We start from the raw sequence: 21,718 nt of genomic DNA, 5'->3' as shown, positions 1-21,718 counted from the left end.
TAGCGGCCCGCTCAGACGCCAAAGGCCCGGCCGATCTTGCGCCATCGGGCGTTTTCGCGAACCAGTTTCAAGTCGTCGGTCGTCTCCGCAAATGTCCGCAAACGGTATTGCCGGAGCAGATCCGCAAAGAGCGCCCCTTCCGGCAGGCCGGCAAGCTGCTCGCGGACCGAGATCTGTTCATCGATGACCCGCATGCCCCAGGCATTTTCCCGAACCTGCAGTTCCGCAGCCAGATCGCGCTCCTCCGGCGCGTTTTCGTCCAGCGCTGCCAGCAGGATCGAGTGGAAAAGCGCGACATAGCCAATCTGTCTCAGGCCACCCACAACCCGCACCCGCGGCAAAATGGCGAGCACAAGGAACATCAGGAACAAGTTGGGCAAAAGCACGCCGTCCAGCAGCGCCTGCCTGAGATGCAGCCGCTCGAACGGGATGGAAACACCATGCGGCCGGTCGGGCTCGATCAGGCGCCCGTTCTCCAGCACAAGCTTGCGCACGCGCTCTTCGCGAATGCCCCAGAAATAGTCAGTGGCATTGGGCAGGAATCTGCCGAATGGGCCCGATGCGGCCTCTTGCAAGGCATGGTCGAGACGCTGGCGCCTTGCGGGCTCAAAGAGCAGCCTGGAAAGAAGGCTGCCATCATCGTCCAGGTGCCGCGCCATGGCGGAAGCGGCGAGCCGATCGTCGATGAAAACCGGCCGGGCCATGCCGGTACGATCCCAATCGGCGACCAGGTCTTCGTTGAGTTCTGTCAGCGCATCGGCGGCGGTTGCAAACACCTTGTCCTGGCTGGCGAGCAGTGTACCCAGCCAGCGGCTGGCATCCCTCTCATCGCCCACCGCTTCGAGCGCGCGCTTGTTGAGGGAGACGGGACCAGCCGCGCAGACGCTTTTGCGGCACAGTTTGTGGCGCCCCATGCCAAACAAATTGATCTTGTCGTCGCCGACATCGAGCCATCCCGGTCCCTCCTGGCCGACGGTCTCCATGGTCATCGTCGTTCCCATGAAGCCGAAGAAGGCCGACAGCCCGTTTTCGACCGCGCCGAGCCAGGCAAGCAGCAGGGCATCGAAGGTGATCCGGTCCATCAGAAGCAGGCAGTGCAGGCCGGACTGGATCACTGGTCTGTGCTCGAATTCGTCGAGCGCCTTACCGACCTCTTCGGGCTGCATGATCGCAGCAAGGCGCTGATGCAGAACGTCGCGCAGGATCGAGCGGGCAGCGATCGACGGGCCCGATGCAGGCCTTGCCACCGGTCGCCACAGATGGCGGGCGTAGTCGGAAACCGGTGCATTCCAGTTCTGCTCGATGTCATGCACCACTTCCGGGCAGAGCAGCGACAGCACGGCCAGAATTTCCGCCGGAGGCGCAGGGGCTGGGGCAAGGATGGCGGTCATCAGAACCGCAGCCGCGCCATGCTCAGGAGGTCGTGGTACTGCCCGTCGGTAAAGCCGGCCTTCACATGCCGGCCTTCGACCTCGAAGCCGTGGCTCGTGTAGAGGCGGATGGCCGGTTCGTTGTCGGCATAAACGGTCAATTCGACCCGCTTCAGGGCGCGCCAGTTGTCGGCCACATCAAGCAGCGCGGCGAGTATGGCAGAGCCGATGCCCTTGCCGACAAAGCCATCGTCAAGGCCGATATTGATCTCGCCAATATGCGAACGGCGCGGCGAACCCTGCACGACCAGGCTGCCATGGCCGACCACCTTGCCGTCCATCTCGGCAACGATCCAGGTGGTTTCCGGACCGGACTTGGCGATGCGCCGCTCCACCTGCTCCACCATCTCGAACGGCATCCTGAGCGTGCCCCAGCGGAAGCCCGGCATGTTGAAGATGGCGCAAAGCGCCTCCGCATCGCTTGGCCGTACGGCCCGGAGCTGCGGCTGGATCTTCTCTAGGGATGGCGAAGTCATGGTTTTCCTGGCGAAGGCTATCAGCCCCGCACGATGCACCGGACATCACCTGAAAATCCAGCCGTCTCTGCAGCCTATGATGCCGATTGCGCGCCGAAATGCCGGGAGGCGGCGGTGAGTTTGAAGACACCGCTGATGCCGATCCAGCCGAAAAGGGCGAGCCAGCACAATGTTTTGGTCGCCGTCCAGTCGATCCGGTGCACCGCAGCGTCGGTGATGATAAGGCCAAGAATGGCAAGCAGGCCAACCAGAAACTGCGCCAAGCCGAGCACCAGCAGCTCCTCGCGCGGTGCACTTTTCCAGATGAGTGATGCGCCGCCAGCGCCGGCGAGGAAGATGGCGCTGTAGACTTGGGCGTGAAAGGGATCGACCGGCCATGGCCAGGTGCTGCTGACCATCAGGGGAAACAGCAACATGCCGACGCCATAGAGCCCAAGGATCGCCGTTTCTGCCAACATGTAGCCGCGCCATGCGGGGCTCAAGGTCACGCCTTTTGCTGAAGGACGGGCCCTGGCCCGCCACAGGAACAGCCCGGATACCGCGGCCGAGGCAAGATAGACCAGGAACCATAGCCAGGCCGCTTTTCGCCCGAAGTTGAAATAGCCGAGATTGATCAACGAAACCGCCGACACGATGACGGTGAAGATGAAGGCCATGACGAGCACCAGCCTGCCGGGCGACCAGCGATTCCAGAACAAGAGCGCCGCCATCACCGCCATTTCGGCGGTGTAGAAGCCGCCGAGGAAGCGGGCACTGAATGGCGTGACAGGCCAGGGCCAACGCGGCTTGACCAGTGCCGGCGCGAAAAACAGGCCGGCGCCCACGATCAGGACGATGATGACCCCTAAGGAGAAAATGCGCAGGGCCGCCGGAAATGGCGGGTTGTCGGATGTCGGCATGGAGAAAGCCCCCAAAATGCATGCCCAATGTACCATCATAATGCCGCTTGCGGCCGGTGAAAATCGGCGGACGGAAATTGAAATGTCACCAGGCTTGTCTATTCGAATGGCCGTACGGCCCGTTTCGGCGTAAAATGGTGGACTCGGACCAAGGAGCGGTCCGGCCAACACGCCTAGAGCCGGATGATTTCAGCTCTGTCCGACCTGAAATCTGAATCCGGCGCTACATCAAGAGATTAGAGCATGATGTCGTCCGAAAAACCGCTTCACACTTTTCGGCATCATGCTCTAGTGGCGCATTTTCCGGAGCCTGCACGATGAACGAAGCTCAGGATCTGTTCTCGCTTCTGCGGCAATCGACCGATGTCGATCCGCAGGCAATCGACGCGATCCGGCGAACCATCGCGGAAGGCAAGGACCGCGAACTTTGCCGAATCAACGCGCTGGCCTTCGCCAGCAAGCATGGCCTCGACGAGGAACGCACCATCAGCGCCTTTCTCCATGCGGCGCGGGTGGGCATCTTTGACATTTCCTGGAATGTTCTGTGCCCCGGCTGTGGTGGCGTGCTCGACACCAACGCCACGCTGAAAACGATGCAGAGGGACGAATACACCTGCGCCCTGTGCTCCCAGGACTATTCGCCGACCCTCGACGAGATGGTCGAGGTAACATTCACCGTCAGTCCCCGCGTGCGCAGGATTGCCGCCCACAATCCGCACGAACTGCCGTTGGTGGAATATTACCGCCAGATCTACTGGGGGTCCGGCGCCGATCTTCCGGAAGAGGATCTGGCGAAACAGATGGCATCGTTCTCGCTGGAGGATCTCGCGCTTGCGCCCGGTGAAAAGGCGGTTCTGCACATACAGCTTCCGTCCCAATTCGTCATCGTCTTCGAGCCTGTCACCCATTCGGCACAGTTCATCGACGTGAAGGGCGAACCTGCGACAGAGCGCCGAACTCTCTCTCTGGTCTTCGACCGCGACCATGTCCAGAACCAGACGCTGGAGATGCAACCCGGCCCGTTGCGCATTTCGCTGGAAAACAGGACCGATACCCGCGTGCTGCCGACGGTCTTCATCGCCGACCACGCATTGCATGATCTCCTGGGCAAACGCCGGCCCTTCGTGACCGCCAAGCGCCTGCTCACCAACCAGACGTTCCGCGATCTCTATCGCACGGATACGCTCGACATCAACCAACGACTGCAGATCACCAGCCTGACCTTCCTGTTCACCGACCTGCGCGGATCGACCGAGCTCTACGAGCGGGTGGGCGATCTTTCAGCCTTCGATCTCGTGCGCGAGCACTTCCAGGTTCTGCACGAGATCGTCGCGGCGGAGGCAGGCGCGGTTGTGAAGACGATCGGTGATGCGGTGATGGCGACCTTCGCGACGCCAGATCGTGCGATTGCCGCAGCCCTCAGGATGCGCGATGCCATGCGTGCGCTCAATGACAAGAGCGGGCGCGAGGACCTTCTGCTCAAGATCGGAGTCCATGCCGGGCCCTGCATCGCCGTGTCCATGAACGAGCGGCAGGACTATTTCGGCCAGACGGTCAACATTGCTTCACGGGTCCAGAACCTTGCCAAGGCACAGGCGATCTTCGCCACGCGTGCGGTGGTCGACGACAATCTCACCGCCGATCTGTTGCAAAGGAAGGCGCTGACGCCCGTGCCTCATGAGGTCTCGCTGCGCGGCATTGAGCGGGAGATAGCAGTCTATGCGATCCCTTGAAGACTTGGTCCCTAAAGACCCGTCTCCACCCTCACACGCGCTTGCAGAGAAAATAACGATCGGCGGGCTCCGAAGTCGGCGCCGGCAGGCGTTGCAGTTGCGGGTGATCGAGCGGCGTGCCGCTTACCGCGAAGCCGCCGACGCGAAGCATGCCCGCAATCAGATCGGGAAGCCAGGTGGCAGTCACGGCATCGCGATCGTCATAGCCGGTGCCTATGTCGGCATGGACGAGAGCGGCGTCGATGCCGATGAATCTCCTCGCCGTCTCGCGTATATCGCCGAGCACGAGATTTTCAGCGTCGGGAATTGAGCTGGCGTGTGCGCCAACTTCGCGGTCGAACACCACGATCCGGCGTCCGGGCAGGCGCTCGCGCAGATGGTGGAACGTCCGGCCATTGCCGAGGCCAAGTTCGAGCACAAGCCCCTCCATCTTCGCCACCTCGGGGCAGATTTGATTGAGAATGTCGCGCTGTGCGGTCATCCGGCTGATGAAATTGTCGAGGCGACTCATATGCGATTGTATGTCCTGAACAGCAGCCCGATCGGCGCTTGCCGCATATAGAGGCGAACGACGAACCCTGCAATAACGCACCGGCCGCCGACAAGCGTCATTCCGGGTGGAGCCGTCGGCAGGCCGCGCGGCGGAACAACGATCTCACTTGTAGGGGTCCGCGGCGTCCCGCAAGCCGTCGCCGAGGAAGTTGAACGCCATGATGACGAGGACAACGGGCAGCATCGGCAATAGCAGCCATGGATAGAACGCGATCACGCTGACGCTGCGCGCCTCGGTGAGCAGGATGCCCCAGCTGGTGATCGGCGCCCTCAGGCCGAGCCCGAGGAAGCTCAGCGCCGTCTCGCCCAGGATCATGCCGGGTATGGAGAGCGTCGCCGTCGCAATCAGATGCGACATGAAGCCGGGAATGAGATGCCGCCGGATGATGCGGCTGCTCCCGGCGCCCATCAGCTGCGCGGCCAGAACGTAATCCTCCTCGCGCAAGGCCAGAAGCTTTGAACGCACCGCCCGCGCCAGCCCGGTCCAGTCGAGCAACCCGAGGATGACGGTGATGCCGAAATAGATCAGGATCGGACTCCAGGTTATCGGCATGATCGCCGCCAGAGCCAGCCATAGCGGAATGCTGGGGATCGATTGCAGAACTTCGATTATCCGTTGAACGATCAGGTCGAAGATACCGCCGTGGTAGCCGGCCAGTCCGCCGATGACGATGCCGAGCAGGAAGCTGAAACTGATGCCGACGAGGCCGATTGTCAGAGAAATGCGTGCGCCATAGATCATGCGCGAGAGCACATCGCGCCCCAGCCTGTCAGTGCCGGCCAGAAAGAGCTGGCCGTTTTCGGCAGGGCAGACAAAATGCCTGTCACCTTCGATCAGGCCCCAGTACAGGTAACTGTCGCCCTTGCAGAAGAAATGGAGCCGCTGAACATCGTCGTGGTTCTCGATGTAGTTCCGCTTGAGCGTGTCCATATCCAGCGTCATCTTGCGGCCATAGACGAACGGCCCGACGAACTCGCCGTTGTGGAACAGGTGAACCTGCTGCGGCGGCGAATAGATGTAGTCCATGTTGCGCGTGTGCAGATTGTAGGGCGCCAGGAACTCGCAGATCAGTATCCCGAAATACAGCACTGCCAGGAATATGCCGGATATAAGCGCAAGCCGGTGCTTGCGGAATTTCCACCACATCAGCCGTAACTGCGACGCCTGAAAGACCTTCGACTGCTCCGGCGTCATCGCCTCGACCGACTGCAGGTCAAAGGGCTCGATGGAAATGTAGTGCTGCAGGGGGGCGCCGGGAGCCGGCAGCGGCGATTGCGTGTTCATTTGGTGCTGCCGCCCTGCAAACGAATTCGTGGATCAAGCAGCGCCAGCGCCAGGTCGGAAATCAGTACGCCGATGACCGTCAGGAAGGCGAGGAACATCAGGAACGACCCAGCCAGATACATGTCCTGGCTTTGCAGCGCCTTGATCAGCATCGGCCCGGTCGTTTCCAAAGACAGCACGATCGCCGTGATTTCGGCGCCGGAGATGATGGCCGGCAGGATGGAGCCGATGTCGGAAATGAAGAAATTGAGCGCCATGCGCAGCGGATATTTGACCAGCGTCTTGAACGGATGAAGGCCTTTGGCGCGCGCGGTCACGACATATTGCTTGTGTAGCTCATCGAGCAGATTGGCGCGCAGCCGCCGGATCATGCTTGCCGTGCCCCCGGTGCCGATGATCAGGACCGGGATCCAGAGATGGGCGAGGATCGACTTCGCTTTGGCCCAGCTCATCGCCTCGCCGAGATATTGCTGGTCCATGAGATGGCCGATGGACGTGCCAAACCAGATGTTGGCGAAATACATCAGGATCAGCGCCAGCATGAAATTCGGAATGGCAAGGCCGAGAAGGCCGAAGAAAGTCAGGCCGTAGTCGCCCCAGCTGTATTGATGCGTGGCGGAGTACATGCCGATCGGAAAGGCAATGAGCCAGGTGAACATGATCGTGACGAAGGAAACCAGCACGGTCAGCCACATTCGGTCCCCGACGACGTCGCGAACCGGCAGCTCATATTCGAAGGAATAGCCGAAATCGCCATGCAGCATCCCGCCGACCCAGTAGAAGTAGCGAATGACCGGCGGCTGGTCGAAACCATATTCCTTGCGCATCATCTCGATGCGATCGGAATCCACCGCTTCGCCTTGGGCACGAAGCTCGGCGACATAGCTGTCGAAATAGTCGCCCGGCGGAAGTTCGATGATCGTGAACACCAGTGCCGATATGACCAGCAGCGTTGGAACCATCACGGCGATGCGCCAGACAAGATATCGAAGCACGCTCAGGAGCCTCCAAGCCAGAATGTATCCGGCATGTAGACACCGAAATAGGAGGTCGGGTCGTAGCCGTAGAGCGCCTTGTCAGGCAGATTGCGCAGCCGCGAGGACACCAGAATCGGCTGATGCGTTCCGTTCACGGTGCCTATCGAAAACACCTGATCGGTGTAGATCGACAACATCGAATTCCAGATTTCGGCGCGCTCCGTGGTTGCGGTCGATGCGTTCCAGCGTTCGAGCAAAGCCATCAGCTCGACCACTTCAGGAAGATCGGGCGCCTCGCCCATCTTGCCATGAGATAGGTAGTACGCACCCCAGAGCGGCCATTGCAGCTGGTCGTCGATGGTGGGAGCCAGCTGATACGGGTTCATGTCGGCGGTCGCCACGCCATTGTCGATGCCCGACCACATCGACATCATGATCTGGCCGCCAAGCGCGCGGCTGCGGAAGATGTCGCGCTGCGAAGTCCGGATGAACAAGGCGATGCCGATCTTGCGCCAGTGATCGGTGATGAGTTCGAGCGCGTCGGTTTCCAGCGTGCTTTCGCCGGCCGTTTCCACGATGATCTTGGCAGAACGTCCATCGGGAAGCATCCGCAGGCCATCATCGTCACGTGCCTGAAGCCCGGCCTCGTCGAGCAGGGCATTGGCCTGGTCGGGATCATGGGCGACCCATGCTTTCGCGAATTCCGGCCGGTAGAGCGGGCTCTCCGGAAGGACCGTATCTGCACTTTCCTGCGCCAATCCGTAGAACACGGCCAAATTGATCTCGCGCCTGTCCACAGCGAGCGAAAGGGCGCGGCGCACGCGCACGTCACGCAAAAGGCCACGCCACACCTGGTCGGCACAGTTCAGATTGGGCAGCAGCGCCAGCCGCGAACCCTGAGTGCGTTTCCACAGATGCATCTTCACCGGGTAGCGCTTCTCCGCGTCCTTCAGGAAAGCGTAATCAGTGAAGTCAATTCCCAGGCCTTGCAGGTCGCTCTCGCCCGCACCGGTCTTGGCGGCGATGATCGCCGATGAGCTGACATTCATGATGATCCGGTCGACATAGGGCAGTTGCCGGCCATTCTCGTCTATTCGATGGAAGAACGGGTTGCGTTCGAAGATGAACTGCTCGGCCGGCGGCTTGGTCCGGTTCTGCCAGGGATCGAGCGTCGGCAGATCAGGGTTCTCCGGGCGATACTGCCGCGACATACGGATATGCAGGAGCGTCCATTTCTTGGCCCGGTTCTCCTTCATCAGGCCGGCGAGCCGGAATGGATCCTGGTATTTCTTGTGGAACTGCTTGAGATAGGCGGCCGGCAGAACCAGCGATAGCGGCGCAGCGGCAGCGAGCTTGGGCAGGAAGTCGGGATTGGGCGCATCCCAACTGTAGCGCACCGTCAACGGATCGACGATCTCGAAGCGTGGCGGCTTGCCATCCGCCATCAGGGCCGGAGCGAGCCCGCCTTGCGAAAGCTCATCGTTCAGCCAGACATCTTCCCAGCAATAGCGAAAATCCTCCGGCGTCAGCAGGCTGCCGTCGGACCATTTATGTCCTTCCCTTATCTTGAACGTGAAGATGCGATCATCCGCTACGTCGAAACTTTCAAGAATGTCGGCTTGCAAGCTAAGCTTTTCGTCATAGCCGACCAGCCGAGAATACCCGTAGATCGTCATCATCCGGATATCTTTCTGGCTGCCGATGATCGTCCGCAGCGTGCCGCCATACTCGCCGGGTTGCCGGCCCATGGCGGCAAGATTCAATGCGCGCGGGCTCTTGGGCAAGCGCTCAGCGAGTGCCGGCAGCGCCTTGGCCGTCAGCTGCGGCTGAAGAAAATCCGGCTCCAGATCGCCGGCGCGCGACGTGCCCGGCAGGAATGCCGAAGCCATGAGGCCAAGGAGGGTGCGACGGCTGATCAATGGCGCAACTCGCTGACGTCGGCGGAACGTCTGGCCAGCACGAGATGGCCGCCGCCAAGATCGAGCGGCGACAGCATATCCTCTTCGCCCTCGTCGCGGAATTGCGGTCCCCATGCGCTGGTGTCGGAAGCGCCGCCGAGCTTCAGCGTCTTGAAATCCATCGGCCGGTCGAGATCGGGGAAAGGGACTGCGGCGAGCAGTGAGCGCGTGTAGGGGTGGATCGGTTTCCTGAGCAGAATTTGGCGCGGCGCAAGCTCGACGATACGCCCGCCGCACATCACCGCGATGCGGTCCGCCATGTAGTCCACCACCGCCAGATTGTGGGAGATGAACAGGTAGGTCAGACCCAGTTCTTTCTGCAGGTCCTTCAGAAGGTTCAGGATCTGCGCCTGGACAGAGACATCGAGCGCCGAGACCGGCTCGTCGCAGATCAGGAGCTCAGGCCCCAGCGCCAACGCGCGCGCGATGCCGATACGCTGACGCTGCCCGCCGGAGAAACTGTGGGGATAGCGCTGGATGAAGCGCGGATCGAGCCCGATTGCCTGCATCAGGCTCTTGACCGTGGCCAGTCGGGACGCGGCATTGCCACGTTGATGGATTTCCAACGGCTCGCTCAAGATGTTCTCCACCGTCATGCGAGGTGAGAGCGACGAAACCGGATCCTGGAAGACCATCTGGATTTTCGCGCGCAGCAACTGCAGGGCGTCTCCCTCGGCGTCCAGGACGTCGATCGGTCCTTCGCGGCCGTTGAAGACCACGGAGCCGCCGCTGGGGGTGACAGCCCGCATCAGGATCTTGCTGACGGTGGTTTTGCCGCAGCCGCTTTCGCCGACCAGACCCAGGCACTCACCCCGCCTGATGTCGAAGCTCACGCCGTCCACGGCGCGAACAGAGATTTGATGGCTCCCGCCGAACCATGCGGACTTGCGGGTGGTGTAGACCTTTTTCAGATCCCTGACCGAGAGCAGGATGTCGTCCGGCCCCTTCGATTCCGGCGCCGTCTGTTTGCCCAGCAGGTTGCCGACATTCACCGGCACCTCGCGGAGCGCCTTTAGCCTCTCGCCGGGCTTCAGGTCGAAATGCGGAACGGCTGCCATCAGGCCCTTCAGGTAAGGGTGACCTGGCCGGCGGAATATCGCCTCCACAGGTCCCGCTTCCATGATCTCGCCATGGTACATGACCACCACCTCGTCGGCGACATTGGCGACAACGCCGAGGTCGTGTGTGATCAACAGCATCGCCATGTTCAGCTTGGTCTGCAGCCCGCGCAGCAATTGCAGGATTTGCGCCTGGATGGTGACGTCCAACGCCGTCGTCGGCTCATCGGCGATCAACAAAGCGGGCCGGCAGATAAGAGCCATGGCGATCATGGCGCGTTGCCGCAATCCTCCCGAAAGTTCAAACGGATACATGTCATAGGCGCGCTTGGGATTGGGAAAGCCGACAAGGCTGAGCATTTCCTCGGTCCGCGCCTTGCGCTCCGCTCGAGCCATGGGCGTATGGATCTGCAGGGATTCGCTGACCTGATTGCCGATCGTGTGCAGCGGCGACAGGGACGTCATCGGCTCCTGAAAGATCTTGCCGATGCGGCTGCCTCTCAACGCCCGGATTTCGGGTCCATCACGCGGCATCGTCAGGATATCCTGCGTCGTGCCGGGCTTTTCGGGATCGGAAAACAGGATACGGCCGCGAACATGGGCTGTGTTCGGCAAAATGCCCATCACCGCCTGGCTGAGAACCGATTTTCCGGAACCGGACTCGCCAACAAGCGCGGTAACCTTGCCCGGCAGGACGCGAAGATTTGCGCGCCTGACGGCATGCAACGGTCCCCCGACAATGGCAAAAGAGATGCCAACGTCCTCGATCCGCAGCAGATCAACGCCTGAATTCATTCTCACCCCAGCCCCCACCCTGGCGGCCTGCCGGCCGGCAGGCCCTGAGCAAGACTAGCGTATTGCCAGCCTAGAGCAACTTGGATTCTAAACGAATTCCCCGGCGGAGCCGCCGACCGGACTTACAAAGGCGTTGAGATCATCGTGGCGGTCATTGGAGCTTCCTCCGGTCGCCCGCCGACAGCCGCGCGGCATCGCGATGAAGCAGCATGACCTGCTCGGCGTCCGATATCCGGTCGTGAAAAGGCTCCAGCGCAGCGTCTTCATCGAGTGCGAGAGCGCCCGACAGGTCGGGTGAAAGCACCGTCAGCTTCTGCTTGCTGCCCGCCAGTTCCTCCTTGCCGAGCGTCAGCCAGCTGTTGGCGCCGCAGTAGCCGGCGAATTCTTTGCTGGCGAGAACGCTGTGCGGATATTTCTTGGTCAGGGTCTGGAGGCGCTGGACCTCGTTTACAGCCGAGCCGAAGACGGAGAATGTGAGCCGGTCGGTAAGCCCGACATTGCCGAACATCACATTGCCGACATGCAGGCCGATGCCAAATTTTATGTCGCCCAACCCCTTCTCTTTCCTGCGCAGATTGAGCTCCATCATGCGCGTGCTGGCCTTGTGCGCTGCCGCAAGGGCAGCCTGGCAGGCGATCTCGGACTGCGCGCGGTGCCTTTCGCAGGGATAGACGGCAATGAAGCCATCCCCCAGGAAGCTCATGATCTGCCCGCCTTTGCGATTGAAAGGTGCAGCAATGGCATCGAAAAACTGGTTCAACGTATCGATATAGAGCTCGCGGCCGGAGGTTTCGGCAAGCCTCGTCGACCCGCGCATATCGCCCATGACCAGTGCGGCCCGGATTGTGTCGCCCTCGCCGCGCTTGATCTGGCCGTCCAGCACGCGCCTGCCGGCGTCGCCACCGAGATAAGTGGTCATCATGTTGTCGGCGAGCTTGGTGAGCACCGCCATCTTGGCTGCGATAGCGAGATGGTTCTGGACGCGCAGCAGCGCCGAAATCATGCTGTCGCTGAAACCTGAAGCACTGTCGGTCGACCAGGACCCCATCATGCCCTGACTGGTGTCGCCGTTGAAGGGATGGACGAAAGCCATGTAATCGGTGACGCCCATAAGCCTGAGGTCATCGAAAACAGGAAACTCCGACCGCACCGACGGGTCGAGCCGGCGGCGCAAATGGTCGAGCTTGTTGCTGAGCAGATGGTAGTATGGGCTGGTCAGGAATCTGTCGGAATGAACGCCGTTCTCACTGCGGAAGCCTTCCACTTCCAGGCCCTGGCCGCGAAGCCACGTAAAGCCAAGCGCGTCATAAAGCGGATGAAGCATTGAAAAGCTCAAATGCACCCGCTTCAGCGGCACGCCGGCAGCAGCCAGCCGTTCACAAAAGCCTTTTACCAAGGCTTCCAGGTCGTCGCCGGCCAGCGCCGATTGGGTCAGCCAATCGGCAACCTTATCCATGAGAATGCTGGAAATTTCTGCTTGGGTTGTGCTCATGCTATCCCGAAACCCGTCGAAGACGAGCCATCTCCTTTGATCTGCCAAATCCTCGAAGTCAATGAAACCGGCTTCGGGGGCAAAAGCCGGCGAAGAATTTCCCGAATGACTGTCCTTGCAGGAAGGAAACAGGCGTAACTGCGTTCACTTCGCGAAACATTATGTGGCGAGGCTGCCCTCGGAGTGCAATCCCAATCCTGACATCGGGCAAAGAATTCGCCGGCTCAGCCGCCGTCAGGCCTTCACTACCGTCTCTCGGGCGAGTCCAAGGCGGCCAAAAACATTGCGTGTGTCGACGATCAAAAGAGCGTGATCAGCGATCGCCTGGTAGTCGATCGCGTCGTGGTCGGTTGCAATGACGACCGCATCGAACTCCTTCAAGGCCGCCTCGGTCAGCTCGACCGAGCGTCGCCCCTTGATCGCCATATGCTCGCGCGTGGTCGGAATCTCGGTAACATGCGGATCGTGGAATTCCGCCTTGCCGCCCCATTCCTCGATGAGTTCAATGAGCCGCAGTGAGGGGCTTTCGCGGATGTCGGGCACATTTTTCTTGTAGGCGAGCCCGATGATGAGAATGCGCGAGCGGCTGAGCGCCTTGCCGCAGCGCCGGTCCAGCGCCTTTGCCAGTTCATCTACCACATGACGCGGCATGGCCGTGTTGATTTCCGCCGCCAGCTCGATGAAGCGGGTTGGCAGTTCGTATTCGCGCGCCTTCCACGTCAGATAGAAGGGATCGATTGGAACGCAGTGCCCGCCAAGGCCTGGGCCGGGATAGAAAGGCATGTAGCCGAAGGGCTTGCTCTTTGCCGCCTCGATCACCTCCCAGATGTCGATACCCATTGCACCGAGCACGACCTTCAACTCGTTGACGAGGGCTATGTTGACCGAGCGGAAGATGTTTTCCGTCAGCTTGACCGCCTCGGCGGTCGCCGTGCTGGAAACCGGAACGACGGTTTTGACCACGCTTTGATAGAAAGCCTGCACAAGCGTCGCTGCTTCAACGCCGTCGCCTGCCACGACCTTGGGGATCGTCGCGACTTCAAAGCTGCGGTTGCCGGGATCTTCGCGTTCGGGCGAGAAGCCGAGGAAGAAGTCCGTCTTCGAATGCAAGCCGGTTTCTTCCAGTATGGGCTTGATCACGTCGTCGGTGGTGCCGGGATAAGTGGTCGACTCCAGCACGATCAGCTGGCCGAGGCGCAGATGCTTGGCGATGGTTGCTGCCGTGTTCCTGACAAAGGAGAGGTCCGGCTCACGGTGTTTCGTCAGCGGTGTCGGAACGCAGATGATGATGACATCGCAGACGGCCAGTTCGGCAAAATCCGCGGTGGCGCGGAACCGTCCGCTCGCCACATGACCGGCAAGGGCCGTCGACGTCACGGCCTCGATGTAGGATTGGCCGCTGTTCAGGCTCTCGACCTTCCGGGCTTCGATGTCGAAGCCGGCAACCGGGAAGCCGGCGCGTGCGATCGCAACCGACAGCGGCAACCCGACATAGCCCAGTCCGATCACACCGACTTGCGCGGCACGCGTCGAAATCCGGTTCAGAAGGCGGTCATATGTCGATCGTGAGGCGTCCAAAAATCTGCTTTCCCGTCAATTCGGACAGACTATCCGCTCCATGGCGAGGCTCACCTGGTCCCGAGAACCGTGGCCGAGGCATATTGCGGAAAACCGATTTCCGCAAGCCGTCATCAAGCCGGCGCCTTCGCCTTCAGGCTCGCGGCAGCCATCGCATAGCCGCCGTCGGCGCCATCGATGAAATGAACGTGATCGGGCTGCAGCGGCGAGATGACGAGGCATGTCATCAAGGCCGATTTCTGGCGGTGCAGGCCATAGCTGCAGATGCCCGCTTCCTCCGCCTGTTTCAGCCGGCTCTCGATCCGTTGCAACACATCCGCGTCAACGTCGATGGTCATCTTCAAGCCGTCGTCGAACTTGCGGAAATCCGAATTGCTGGCGACTTCGCGCTTGTACACCTTCGGATCGAAACGGCCGATCGTCCAGCCAACTCTGTCGGTGACGGCCGTAAGCGTCATCAGGAATATCACCCACAGCTTCGTCAGCCACCGCCGCCCTGGCGGCGCCGTGGCCCGCGCCTCGACATCGAGGCCGGCGGGCAGCAGACTGTAGGCCGGTCCGTCCACCGGCACCGGGTGGCCATCGCGTTCCTGCCTGCCGGCAAGGGCGATGATGTCGGACGCCAGAAACTGAAAACCGCGCAAATCTCGCGAAGCCCCTGGTATGGCTATGATCGAGACAATTTCGCCGTGCCGGGCTTCAATCGGGTTCCAGCGGCAGGAGAGGCCGGTCAGATCCGGCCGCGCGCCGGCCGGCGCGGGGTCGATGCGGTAGCGCCCCGCTTTCATCTCGGCTTCCGCCCAACTGCCGCCGCCGCCGGCGAACATGGCATAGAAGGCCGCTTCGGAGGCCTGGAACCTCGCCACGCGAACGTCGAAGCCTTGCGCTCTTATGTCCTTTATCGGCACGATTGCCGCACGCAAGGTCAGGTCCAGTTCGTCCGCCACCCATCTCTGGACAGAAGCCAGCGCGTTGCGGGCGATCTCCAGCGCCGGGCCGGGAAACGCCACGAGTGCGCCGTCGCCGCCGAAGACATAGGGAAGATCTTGCCGGCCCAGCGCATTGAGCAGCGCCGAAATGACACTGGCGCCGGCCATATTGACGGTTTTATAGCGCCCGGCCCCGATCGCCTTGGTCGAGCCGACGATGTCGGCGGTGGCCAGCGCCCAGCCATCGGGGAGCGGCCGATAGTTATCGATATCGGCAACGCTTTCGAACTTTGCGAAGACCGGCAAAGAAGCGACAAACGGGTCGGACGCGACAGCTGTTTCCATGAGCATCAGATAGCACATTCCAGGGCTTGAAGGTGAAGTCGATCATGCGTCGAAATTGACTTGGCACAGCTTTGCGATGATAGGATCGCGCAATGCGAATTGCCTTCTACGCGCCGCTGAAGTCGCCCAATGATCCCGTTGTCTCCGGCGACCGCCAGATGGCACGGATGCTGGTCAAGGCGCTGCAGCACGGCGGGCATAGCGTCGAACTGGCATCGGAGTTGCGCTTCTATCTACGCCAGCCGGAGCCGAAAAGTTTCGATGCGCTCAAGATCGAGGCCCGGGACGAGGCCGCACGGCTGACAAGGCTTTGGCAGCGTGACGGCAAGCCCGATCTCTGGTTCTGCTATCATCCCTACTACAAGGCGCCCGACCTGATCGGGCCCGAGCTGGCGTCGACCTTTGCCGTCCTCTATGTGACGGCGGAAGCCTCCTATTCCAGGCGGCGCAATGCCGGCTTGTGGGCCGATAGCCAGGCGTTGGTGGCGCGAGCCATCGAACAGGCGGCGCTGAACATCTGCTTCACGCAAAGGGATCGTCAAGGACTGGCGGATGTGGTTCCTGACGCCGCTCTCGGCATGCTTTCGCCCTTCATCGACACGTCGGCATTCCGGGAAATGCCGGCACGGGGTCGTCCGACGCGCCTCGTCACCGTCGCCATGATGCGCCCGGGCGACAAAGTCGACAGCTATCGCATGCTGGCGCAAGCGCTCGGTTCGATCGGCCACCTGCCCTGGACCATGTCGGTCGTCGGCGACGGGCCTGCCCGTGACGAGGTCAAAGCGCAATTCGCCGGCTTGCCCGCCGACCGTATCGAATGGCTTGGCGCGATCGAGCCGTCCGCCGTGCCGGATGTCCTTTACACCAAGGGAATTTACGTCTGGCCGGGTTACGGCGAGGCCTATGGCGTTGCCTATCTTGAAGCCCAGGCCGCCGGCCTGCCGGTGGTGGCTCAGGACATTGCCGGCGTGCCGGAGGTCGTGCGGGATGGCGAGACCGGGTTTCTCACCCCGCCGGGCGATGTGGCGGCGTTCGCTTCCGCCATTGCAAGGCTTCTGGCCGATAACGACGAAAGAACCATCATGGCAGCACAAGCCAGGCGTTTCGTCCTCGAAGAGCGCTCGCTGGGTGGTGCGGCGGCGCGTCTGGCTGAACTCCTCAAGAAGATCCCGGTCTCATGACACCCAATCCGATCTGGCAGCCCTTGGTGGAAGAACTGACGCGCCGGCAACGGGCGGGCCGCAGGGCGGAGTTCTGGCTGCGCGACGATGACGCCGTGGATCCGACGCCTGCGCTTGATCGGCTGCTCGGCCTCACCGGTGAATTCGCGGTTCCGGTCACTCTGGCGGTCATTCCGGCCGAGACCGACGGCAAGCTTGTCGTCCGGCTTGACAAGGCGCCGCATGCCACGGTCGCCATCCATGGCTGGGCGCACCGAAATCATGCCCCCGCGGACCAGAAAAAGCAGGAGCTCGGCGCGCATCGGCCACGCGAGGCGATGCTCGACGATCTGGCTCGCGGGCTGTCGCACCTAACCGGCCTGCACGCCGCACGTGCCGTTCCCATGCTGGTGCCACCCTGGAACCGGATCGACGCCGGTTTGGTATCCGACCTTGGATCCATAGGATTTGCGGCATTGTCGGTCTACGGGCCGCCGAAGCCGGCTCCCCTGGCCGTCATCAACAGCAATGTCGACATCATGGATTGGCATGGCACGCGCGGCTGCCGCGACCATGGCCTGTTGATTCAGGCCATCATCGCGCAATTGCAGCATGCATTCGATGGCGGCGAACCGGTCGGCCTGCTCACCCACCACCTCGTCCATGATGAATCGGCCTGGCTTTTCCTCGAACGGCTGTTCGCAGTCACCGCTCGGACTGAAGCATGCACATGGCTCCCGATCCGGACATTGATCGGGCGCAGCGCCGGAAAATAGCTCAACGCTTTTTGTGCAATGCGACCGGGAATTGGAGCGTCTGGCCATCCCGCGCGGCAAAAGCGCCGGCAAACCTGTCCTTGGCCAGTTTCTCCATCTCGTCCAGTTGCCCGTCAGTGCGTGTCGGATCGTGGTGAAACAGCGCAAGCCCCCGCGCACCGGCCGCCTCACAGAGCTTGACTCCCTGTTGCCATGTCGAGTGCCCGTTACCGCGGCGGCGTTCCATTTCCTTCTCGGTGTAGGTGCAATCGTAAATGACGAGGTCGGCATGGTCGATCAGGTCGAGCACCGCCTGATCGAGTTTGCCCGGCTCGTGCTCGGTGTCCGTGATCACCGCCACGACGCGGCCGGCCCATTCGACCCGGTAGCCTATGCAGCCGCCCGGATGGGTAAGGCTGCCGGTTCGCACCACCACCCCTTCGCGCGGCCGAAGCACATCTCCGGACACGAAATCGCGGCAGTCGAGCTTTGCCTTGCAGACGTCCATTTTTACCGGAAACCACGGCGGCCGTATGAACTCATCGATCATCTGCCGGGTCGTCATGCGTCCTGCAAGATGCCCGGACCAAACCGTAAGTTTGACGCTCGGGTCAAAGATCGGCGCAAAAGCCGGCAGCCCGATGATGTGATCGTAGTGGCAATGGGTGAAAAACAGGTCGAAATCGGTCACATCCGCCGCCTGAAACGCCCTGCCGGCAGACCGCAGGCCCGAGCCAGCATCGAACAGAAGCGTATGCTTGCCGCATCGCATCTCAATGCAGTTTGTGTTGCCGCCATAGCGAACGAATTCCGGTCCGGACACCGCAATGCTGCCGCGCACGCCCCAAAACCTGACCAGGAAAAAATCGTCGTCCATGCTACCTTTTGCCTACCGTAGCTTCAGCCGTTTCGTGCATCGATCAGATCCGCGGTCGTATGGCTTAGCCGATCGGCAAGAACCCGCAATATCTCGATGGTCATTTCCGGGAACTCCTTCATAAGCCTCAGGAAATGATCCTTGCGGATTCTCAAGGCCTCCAGATCACTCGCCGCTCTGACGGTGGCGGTGCGGGAGCTGTTGCACAATATGGCGATCTCGCCGACGATCGAATTTGGCAGCAGTTCGGCAACTTTTATCGGCCCGCTGTCGGAATCGACCAGAATATCCGCCCTGCCTGAAAGGATGACATAAGCGGCGTCTGCCTCGTCGCCCTGCCGGAAAAGAATCTGGCCGGCGCTGTAGTTCACGCGATCGGATGTGAACGCAAGCAGCTTGAGCTTTGCCGGCTCAATGCCGGAGAACAAGGGAACGCGTTGCAGCATTCCAACTTCATCCTTGAGCAGCATTGTCGCAAACCTTCCTAAATTCGCGTCTGCCAGACTATGACAGAAGTTCCTTGAAGATACCGTTCTCTGCCAAAAGTGTCTCGTGTGTACCGTCTTCCACCAATTGGCCTGAGTCAAAGACGATAACGCGATCGAACATCATCGCCATTGCCGGACTCGTCACCACCCACACAATTGCCGGCGAATGGTCGTCGCGTTCGGCTTGCTCGAGCACGTTTCGCAGCACCTTGTCCTGAATGCGCTGGTCGAGCGCCGACAGCGGCCGGTTGAGAATGAGAAAATCGGGACGCTTGAGCAGGGCCCGGGCAACGTCGAGCTTCTGTCGCTGTCCACCGGTCAGCCGCCTGCCGCCGGCGCCCACGTTGAAGTCCAGGCCGACATCCAGAAGCTCGGCATAAAGCCCCAGCTCGTCAAGAATGTCATAGACGATGGAGCGTATGCGGTCCGGCGCGTCGGGATGGTTGTTGCCCACACGCCCGAACAGGACATTGTCCATGACGGTGGCCGCGGCATTGTATTTGGCGGGATCATACCGTTCGATCGCGTTTTGCAGCTCGGGCGGCAGGTTTTCATAGAACTGGTTGCGTGCGGCAACGATCTTGCTCATCAGCTCGTCGCTCAGCAGGCCGAAGCGGTGCCGGGGCTCGATATAGGCAAAGCTCAAGGTGATGATCATGGCGCGGTCGGCCTCCGAAACCGTCTCGTAGGGACGGTTCTTGAGCCGCTGCAGCAAGGTCTCGTAGGCAGGGATCTCCTCGGCGCTCATGAAGGCGAGCTGCTGGAAGAACTGGTGATCGGGCGGCAGGTCGGCAAACAGCTCGATCGCCTGTTCGGCGATCTCCATGCCCATTTCGTAGAGCCTCCGGTCGAGGCCGGCCTGCTTGAGCACGGAAGCAAAATAGGGATTGGCTGCCAGTGCCTTGTCGGCCAGTTCGGGGCCCGCGGCAGCGCCGAAAAGCAGGTTCTGGCCGATCGTCGCTTCCATATTGTAGGCGCCCGGCTCGAAAGGAACCACCAGTTCGCGCAGCCCTTCCTGTTCCAGCCGGGTTCGCAGCGCTGCACGCAGTTCGACGATCCGCCCGGCAAGCTTCGTGTGACGCGTGAGGTCGGCCGAAGAGCGCAGGCCAAGATCCAGAATGTCGCGCGACAGAAGAACCGCGTCGAGCACCCGGCGCACGGCTTCAAAGAGGTCGTGCGGGCCGGTAGCGCCGGCGGAAGCATAGTCGATCCAGTCGCTGTGGATATCGAGATCCGGATTGCCCGACCGGCGTGCCTCGTCAATGTTCCAGCGCTGCTGGTCTGCCGCGGCGCCGTCATAAGTCACCGATGTGAGCGGCGCATGCTTCAACCCGTAGAGCAGGTTATCGCGCAGGCTTGCCTGGAAAAGGAAAACATCAGACGAGGCGTAGGACATGCGCCGGCCGGTCACAGCTTCGGGGAGTTCAAGCAGGTCATCGGCGCCCGAAGCGACCTTTCCGCTTTCCGGCCAGTTCAGCCGCGCGAAGGCTTCTGCTAGCGCCTCCGCTCCACCTGTTGCGGTGCTGACCAGCGCCACCGTCTCACCCGGCTGGACCTGCATGGAGATACGGTTGAGGAGCATTGCGCCGCCATCGTCTGCTATGGACAGACCTATCGCCGCCAGCGGGTTTGTCATCCGACCGGGATCGTCGATCGTCAATGCCCCGATGCTGGGTGCAATGATATCCTCGGCGCTGAACTGTTCGACGACCTGCTGATATTTGACCTGGACATCCTGCCGATCCTGATCCCAGTCGATCAGTTCCTTCATCGGTCCGGGCAGGTCCTTGTAGGCGCCGATCACAGCCACCAGCTGGCCGACGTCCAGCCGGCCCGCGATGACCAGATAGCCGCCGATCATGTAGAACAGAAAGGGCGTGAGCTGTGCGAGAAAATTGTTGAGGAACTTTACCATGAATTTCCATTGGTAAAGATCGAAGCGGATCTTGAAGATGAGCCCGAGCCGGGCAGCTATGTCGGCGCGCTCATAGTTTGACGTGTCGTGGACGTGAACCGCGCCGATGCCGTCGACGATTTCGCCAACCCGGCCCGAAAGCGCGCGCGCCGTCAATTGCCGTTGGCGCCCGAGCACGAGCAGCCGCCGTCGCATGCGCGGGATGAGCACGATCTGGATCGCCACGATCACGAACGCTATCATTCCGAGCCAGACGTTCTGGACCATGATGAACAGCATCGCTGTCAGTGCCTGGCCGCCGAGCAGCACCGGCTGCAGGAAGGCATCGCCGATGAAGCCGCCCAGCGGCTCCACCTCGTCCTTCACCATGGTCGCCACTTCGGCGGATTTCACCCGCTTGAAGTAGGTCGGCGGAAAACGCAGTACACGATCGATCAGATCGAAGCGGATACGCCGCAGCATGCGTTCGCCGAGGCGGCCCTTGTAGGTGTTGATGTAGAGTTTGAACAGGCCGTTGATGACGACCAGCAACAGGAACACAAGGCTCAGGGCAAGCAGCGTCTCCGTGCGGTCGAGTTGAAAACCGGAGAAGAACTGGACCTCGCCGATGAACGGCAGGTTATAGTGCAGCCGCATGAAGGGCAGGGTCGCGCCCGGTTGCTCGAACCCCTTGCCCTGGATCGGCCCGTTGACGATAAGCTTCGGCAGGTCGAAGGACATGAAATACGGGATCATCGAAAGCAAGACGATCATCAATATCCAGATCTGCTGCTTCCTGGTGTGCTTCCAGATATAGCGGGCTAGGCTGGGTTCCATATGCGACCGTGGGTCCTTCAGTTGGAAGGATGCAGGCAGCCAAATGGCTGGCGGCTTGCGTGGGATTTTGGCGAATAGCCTAACAGCAAGGGGCCGCCGCTGCGCGACTTGTGCCGGCGGATGGACGCCAATGGTCCGAACAGATGCAATAGGTCCCCTCCGGCATCGGGCAATGGCAAAACGACTTGCGGCATAGTCAC

Annotated in this window: 17 protein-coding genes; 3 read left to right on the top strand and 14 right to left on the bottom strand. The window is 61.2% G+C overall.

The genetic code is table 11. The features are described 5' to 3' along the window. Nucleotides 1–11: 11 nt before the first annotated feature. The 3 genes from FJV77_RS25685 to FJV77_RS25675 all read right to left on the bottom strand — a co-directional run bounded on the left by FJV77_RS25685 (nucleotide 12) and on the right by FJV77_RS25675 (nucleotide 2,805). Nucleotides 12–1,391, bottom strand: coding sequence for a hypothetical protein (locus FJV77_RS25685; protein ID WP_142869390.1), 1,380 nt, complete (start codon nucleotides 1,389–1,391; stop codon nucleotides 12–14). After that, on the bottom strand, nucleotides 1,391–1,906 hold the full coding sequence (locus tag FJV77_RS25680; protein ID WP_185970427.1) for a GNAT family N-acetyltransferase: 516 nt from the start codon (nucleotides 1,904–1,906) through the stop codon (nucleotides 1,391–1,393). Before FJV77_RS25680 ends, FJV77_RS25685 begins: the two co-directional genes overlap by 1 nt. A gap of 74 nt (nucleotides 1,907–1,980) precedes the next feature. Continuing rightward, a complete protein-coding gene (locus FJV77_RS25675; protein ID WP_142869388.1) occupies nucleotides 1,981–2,805 on the bottom strand; it encodes a hypothetical protein in 825 nt (274 codons plus the stop codon). A 317-nt stretch (nucleotides 2,806–3,122) separates the two neighbouring features. Between FJV77_RS25675 and FJV77_RS25670 the strand changes: the two genes are divergently transcribed. Further along, nucleotides 3,123–4,538, top strand: a complete 1,416-nt coding sequence (locus tag FJV77_RS25670; protein ID WP_142869387.1) for an adenylate/guanylate cyclase domain-containing protein — start codon at nucleotides 3,123–3,125, stop codon at nucleotides 4,536–4,538. A gap of 31 nt (nucleotides 4,539–4,569) precedes the next feature. Here the strand turns inward: FJV77_RS25670 and FJV77_RS25665 are convergent, their stop codons facing one another. From FJV77_RS25665 to FJV77_RS25630, 8 genes are all read right to left on the bottom strand, one after another. Continuing rightward, entirely contained in the window at nucleotides 4,570–5,049 is a 480-nt protein-coding gene (locus tag FJV77_RS25665) for a class I SAM-dependent methyltransferase (protein ID WP_142869386.1), read from the bottom strand. A gap of 144 nt (nucleotides 5,050–5,193) precedes the next feature. Beyond that, nucleotides 5,194–6,375, bottom strand: coding sequence for an ABC transporter permease (locus tag FJV77_RS25660; protein WP_142869385.1), 1,182 nt, complete (start codon nucleotides 6,373–6,375; stop codon nucleotides 5,194–5,196). Next, nucleotides 6,372–7,370, bottom strand: a complete 999-nt coding sequence (locus FJV77_RS25655) for an ABC transporter permease (RefSeq protein ID WP_142869384.1) — start codon at nucleotides 7,368–7,370, stop codon at nucleotides 6,372–6,374. The genes FJV77_RS25660 and FJV77_RS25655 overlap by 4 nt, the downstream gene beginning before the upstream one ends. Nucleotides 7,371–7,372: 2 nt before the next feature. Beyond that, a complete protein-coding gene (locus tag FJV77_RS25650) occupies nucleotides 7,373–9,271 on the bottom strand; it encodes an ABC transporter substrate-binding protein (RefSeq protein ID WP_142869383.1) in 1,899 nt (632 codons plus the stop codon). Then, nucleotides 9,268–11,163: an ABC transporter ATP-binding protein gene (locus FJV77_RS25645; RefSeq protein WP_142869382.1), complete on the bottom strand. Its 1,896-nt coding sequence runs from the start codon at nucleotides 11,161–11,163 to the stop codon at nucleotides 9,268–9,270. The genes FJV77_RS25650 and FJV77_RS25645 overlap by 4 nt, the downstream gene beginning before the upstream one ends. Nucleotides 11,164–11,314: 151 nt before the next feature. Next, nucleotides 11,315–12,655: an adenylate/guanylate cyclase domain-containing protein gene (locus FJV77_RS25640; protein WP_142869381.1), complete on the bottom strand. Its 1,341-nt coding sequence runs from the start codon at nucleotides 12,653–12,655 to the stop codon at nucleotides 11,315–11,317. Nucleotides 12,656–12,889: 234 nt separating this feature from the next. Further along, nucleotides 12,890–14,233 carry a nucleotide sugar dehydrogenase gene (locus FJV77_RS25635; RefSeq protein WP_142869380.1) on the bottom strand — a complete coding sequence of 448 codons (1,344 nt, stop codon included), beginning with the start codon at nucleotides 14,231–14,233 and terminating at the stop codon, nucleotides 12,890–12,892. A gap of 113 nt (nucleotides 14,234–14,346) precedes the next feature. Beyond that, entirely contained in the window at nucleotides 14,347–15,525 is a 1,179-nt protein-coding gene (locus tag FJV77_RS25630; protein ID WP_142869379.1) for a DUF3095 domain-containing protein, read from the bottom strand. A 74-nt stretch (nucleotides 15,526–15,599) separates the two neighbouring features. Between FJV77_RS25630 and FJV77_RS25625 the strand changes: the two genes are divergently transcribed. After that, nucleotides 15,600–16,688, top strand: a complete 1,089-nt coding sequence (locus FJV77_RS25625; protein WP_142869378.1) for a glycosyltransferase family 4 protein — start codon at nucleotides 15,600–15,602, stop codon at nucleotides 16,686–16,688. Next, nucleotides 16,685–17,443: a polysaccharide deacetylase family protein gene (locus FJV77_RS25620; RefSeq protein WP_142869377.1), complete on the top strand. Its 759-nt coding sequence runs from the start codon at nucleotides 16,685–16,687 to the stop codon at nucleotides 17,441–17,443. Before FJV77_RS25625 ends, FJV77_RS25620 begins: the two co-directional genes overlap by 4 nt. Before the next feature lies 1 nt (nucleotide 17,444). On the opposite strand, the gene FJV77_RS25615 is transcribed toward FJV77_RS25620, so the two are convergent. The 3 genes from FJV77_RS25615 to FJV77_RS25605 are packed head-to-tail and all read right to left on the bottom strand — an operon-like array spanning nucleotide 17,445 to nucleotide 21,518. Then, nucleotides 17,445–18,299: an MBL fold metallo-hydrolase gene (locus FJV77_RS25615; protein WP_142869376.1), complete on the bottom strand. Its 855-nt coding sequence runs from the start codon at nucleotides 18,297–18,299 to the stop codon at nucleotides 17,445–17,447. A gap of 23 nt (nucleotides 18,300–18,322) precedes the next feature. Then, a complete protein-coding gene (locus FJV77_RS25610; protein WP_142869375.1) occupies nucleotides 18,323–18,769 on the bottom strand; it encodes a cyclic nucleotide-binding domain-containing protein in 447 nt (148 codons plus the stop codon). A 34-nt stretch (nucleotides 18,770–18,803) separates the two neighbouring features. Next, complete coding sequence (locus FJV77_RS25605) at nucleotides 18,804–21,518, bottom strand: ABC transporter ATP-binding protein (RefSeq protein WP_142869374.1); 2,715 nt, start codon at nucleotides 21,516–21,518, stop codon at nucleotides 18,804–18,806. Nucleotides 21,519–21,718 lie beyond the last annotated feature (200 nt).

This window comes from Mesorhizobium sp. WSM4306, assembly GCF_007003975.1.
GTDB lineage: Bacteria > Pseudomonadota > Alphaproteobacteria > Rhizobiales > Rhizobiaceae > Mesorhizobium.
The sequence above is the reverse complement of the archived record's forward strand: the minus strand, read 5'-3'. Positions and strand labels throughout refer to the sequence as shown.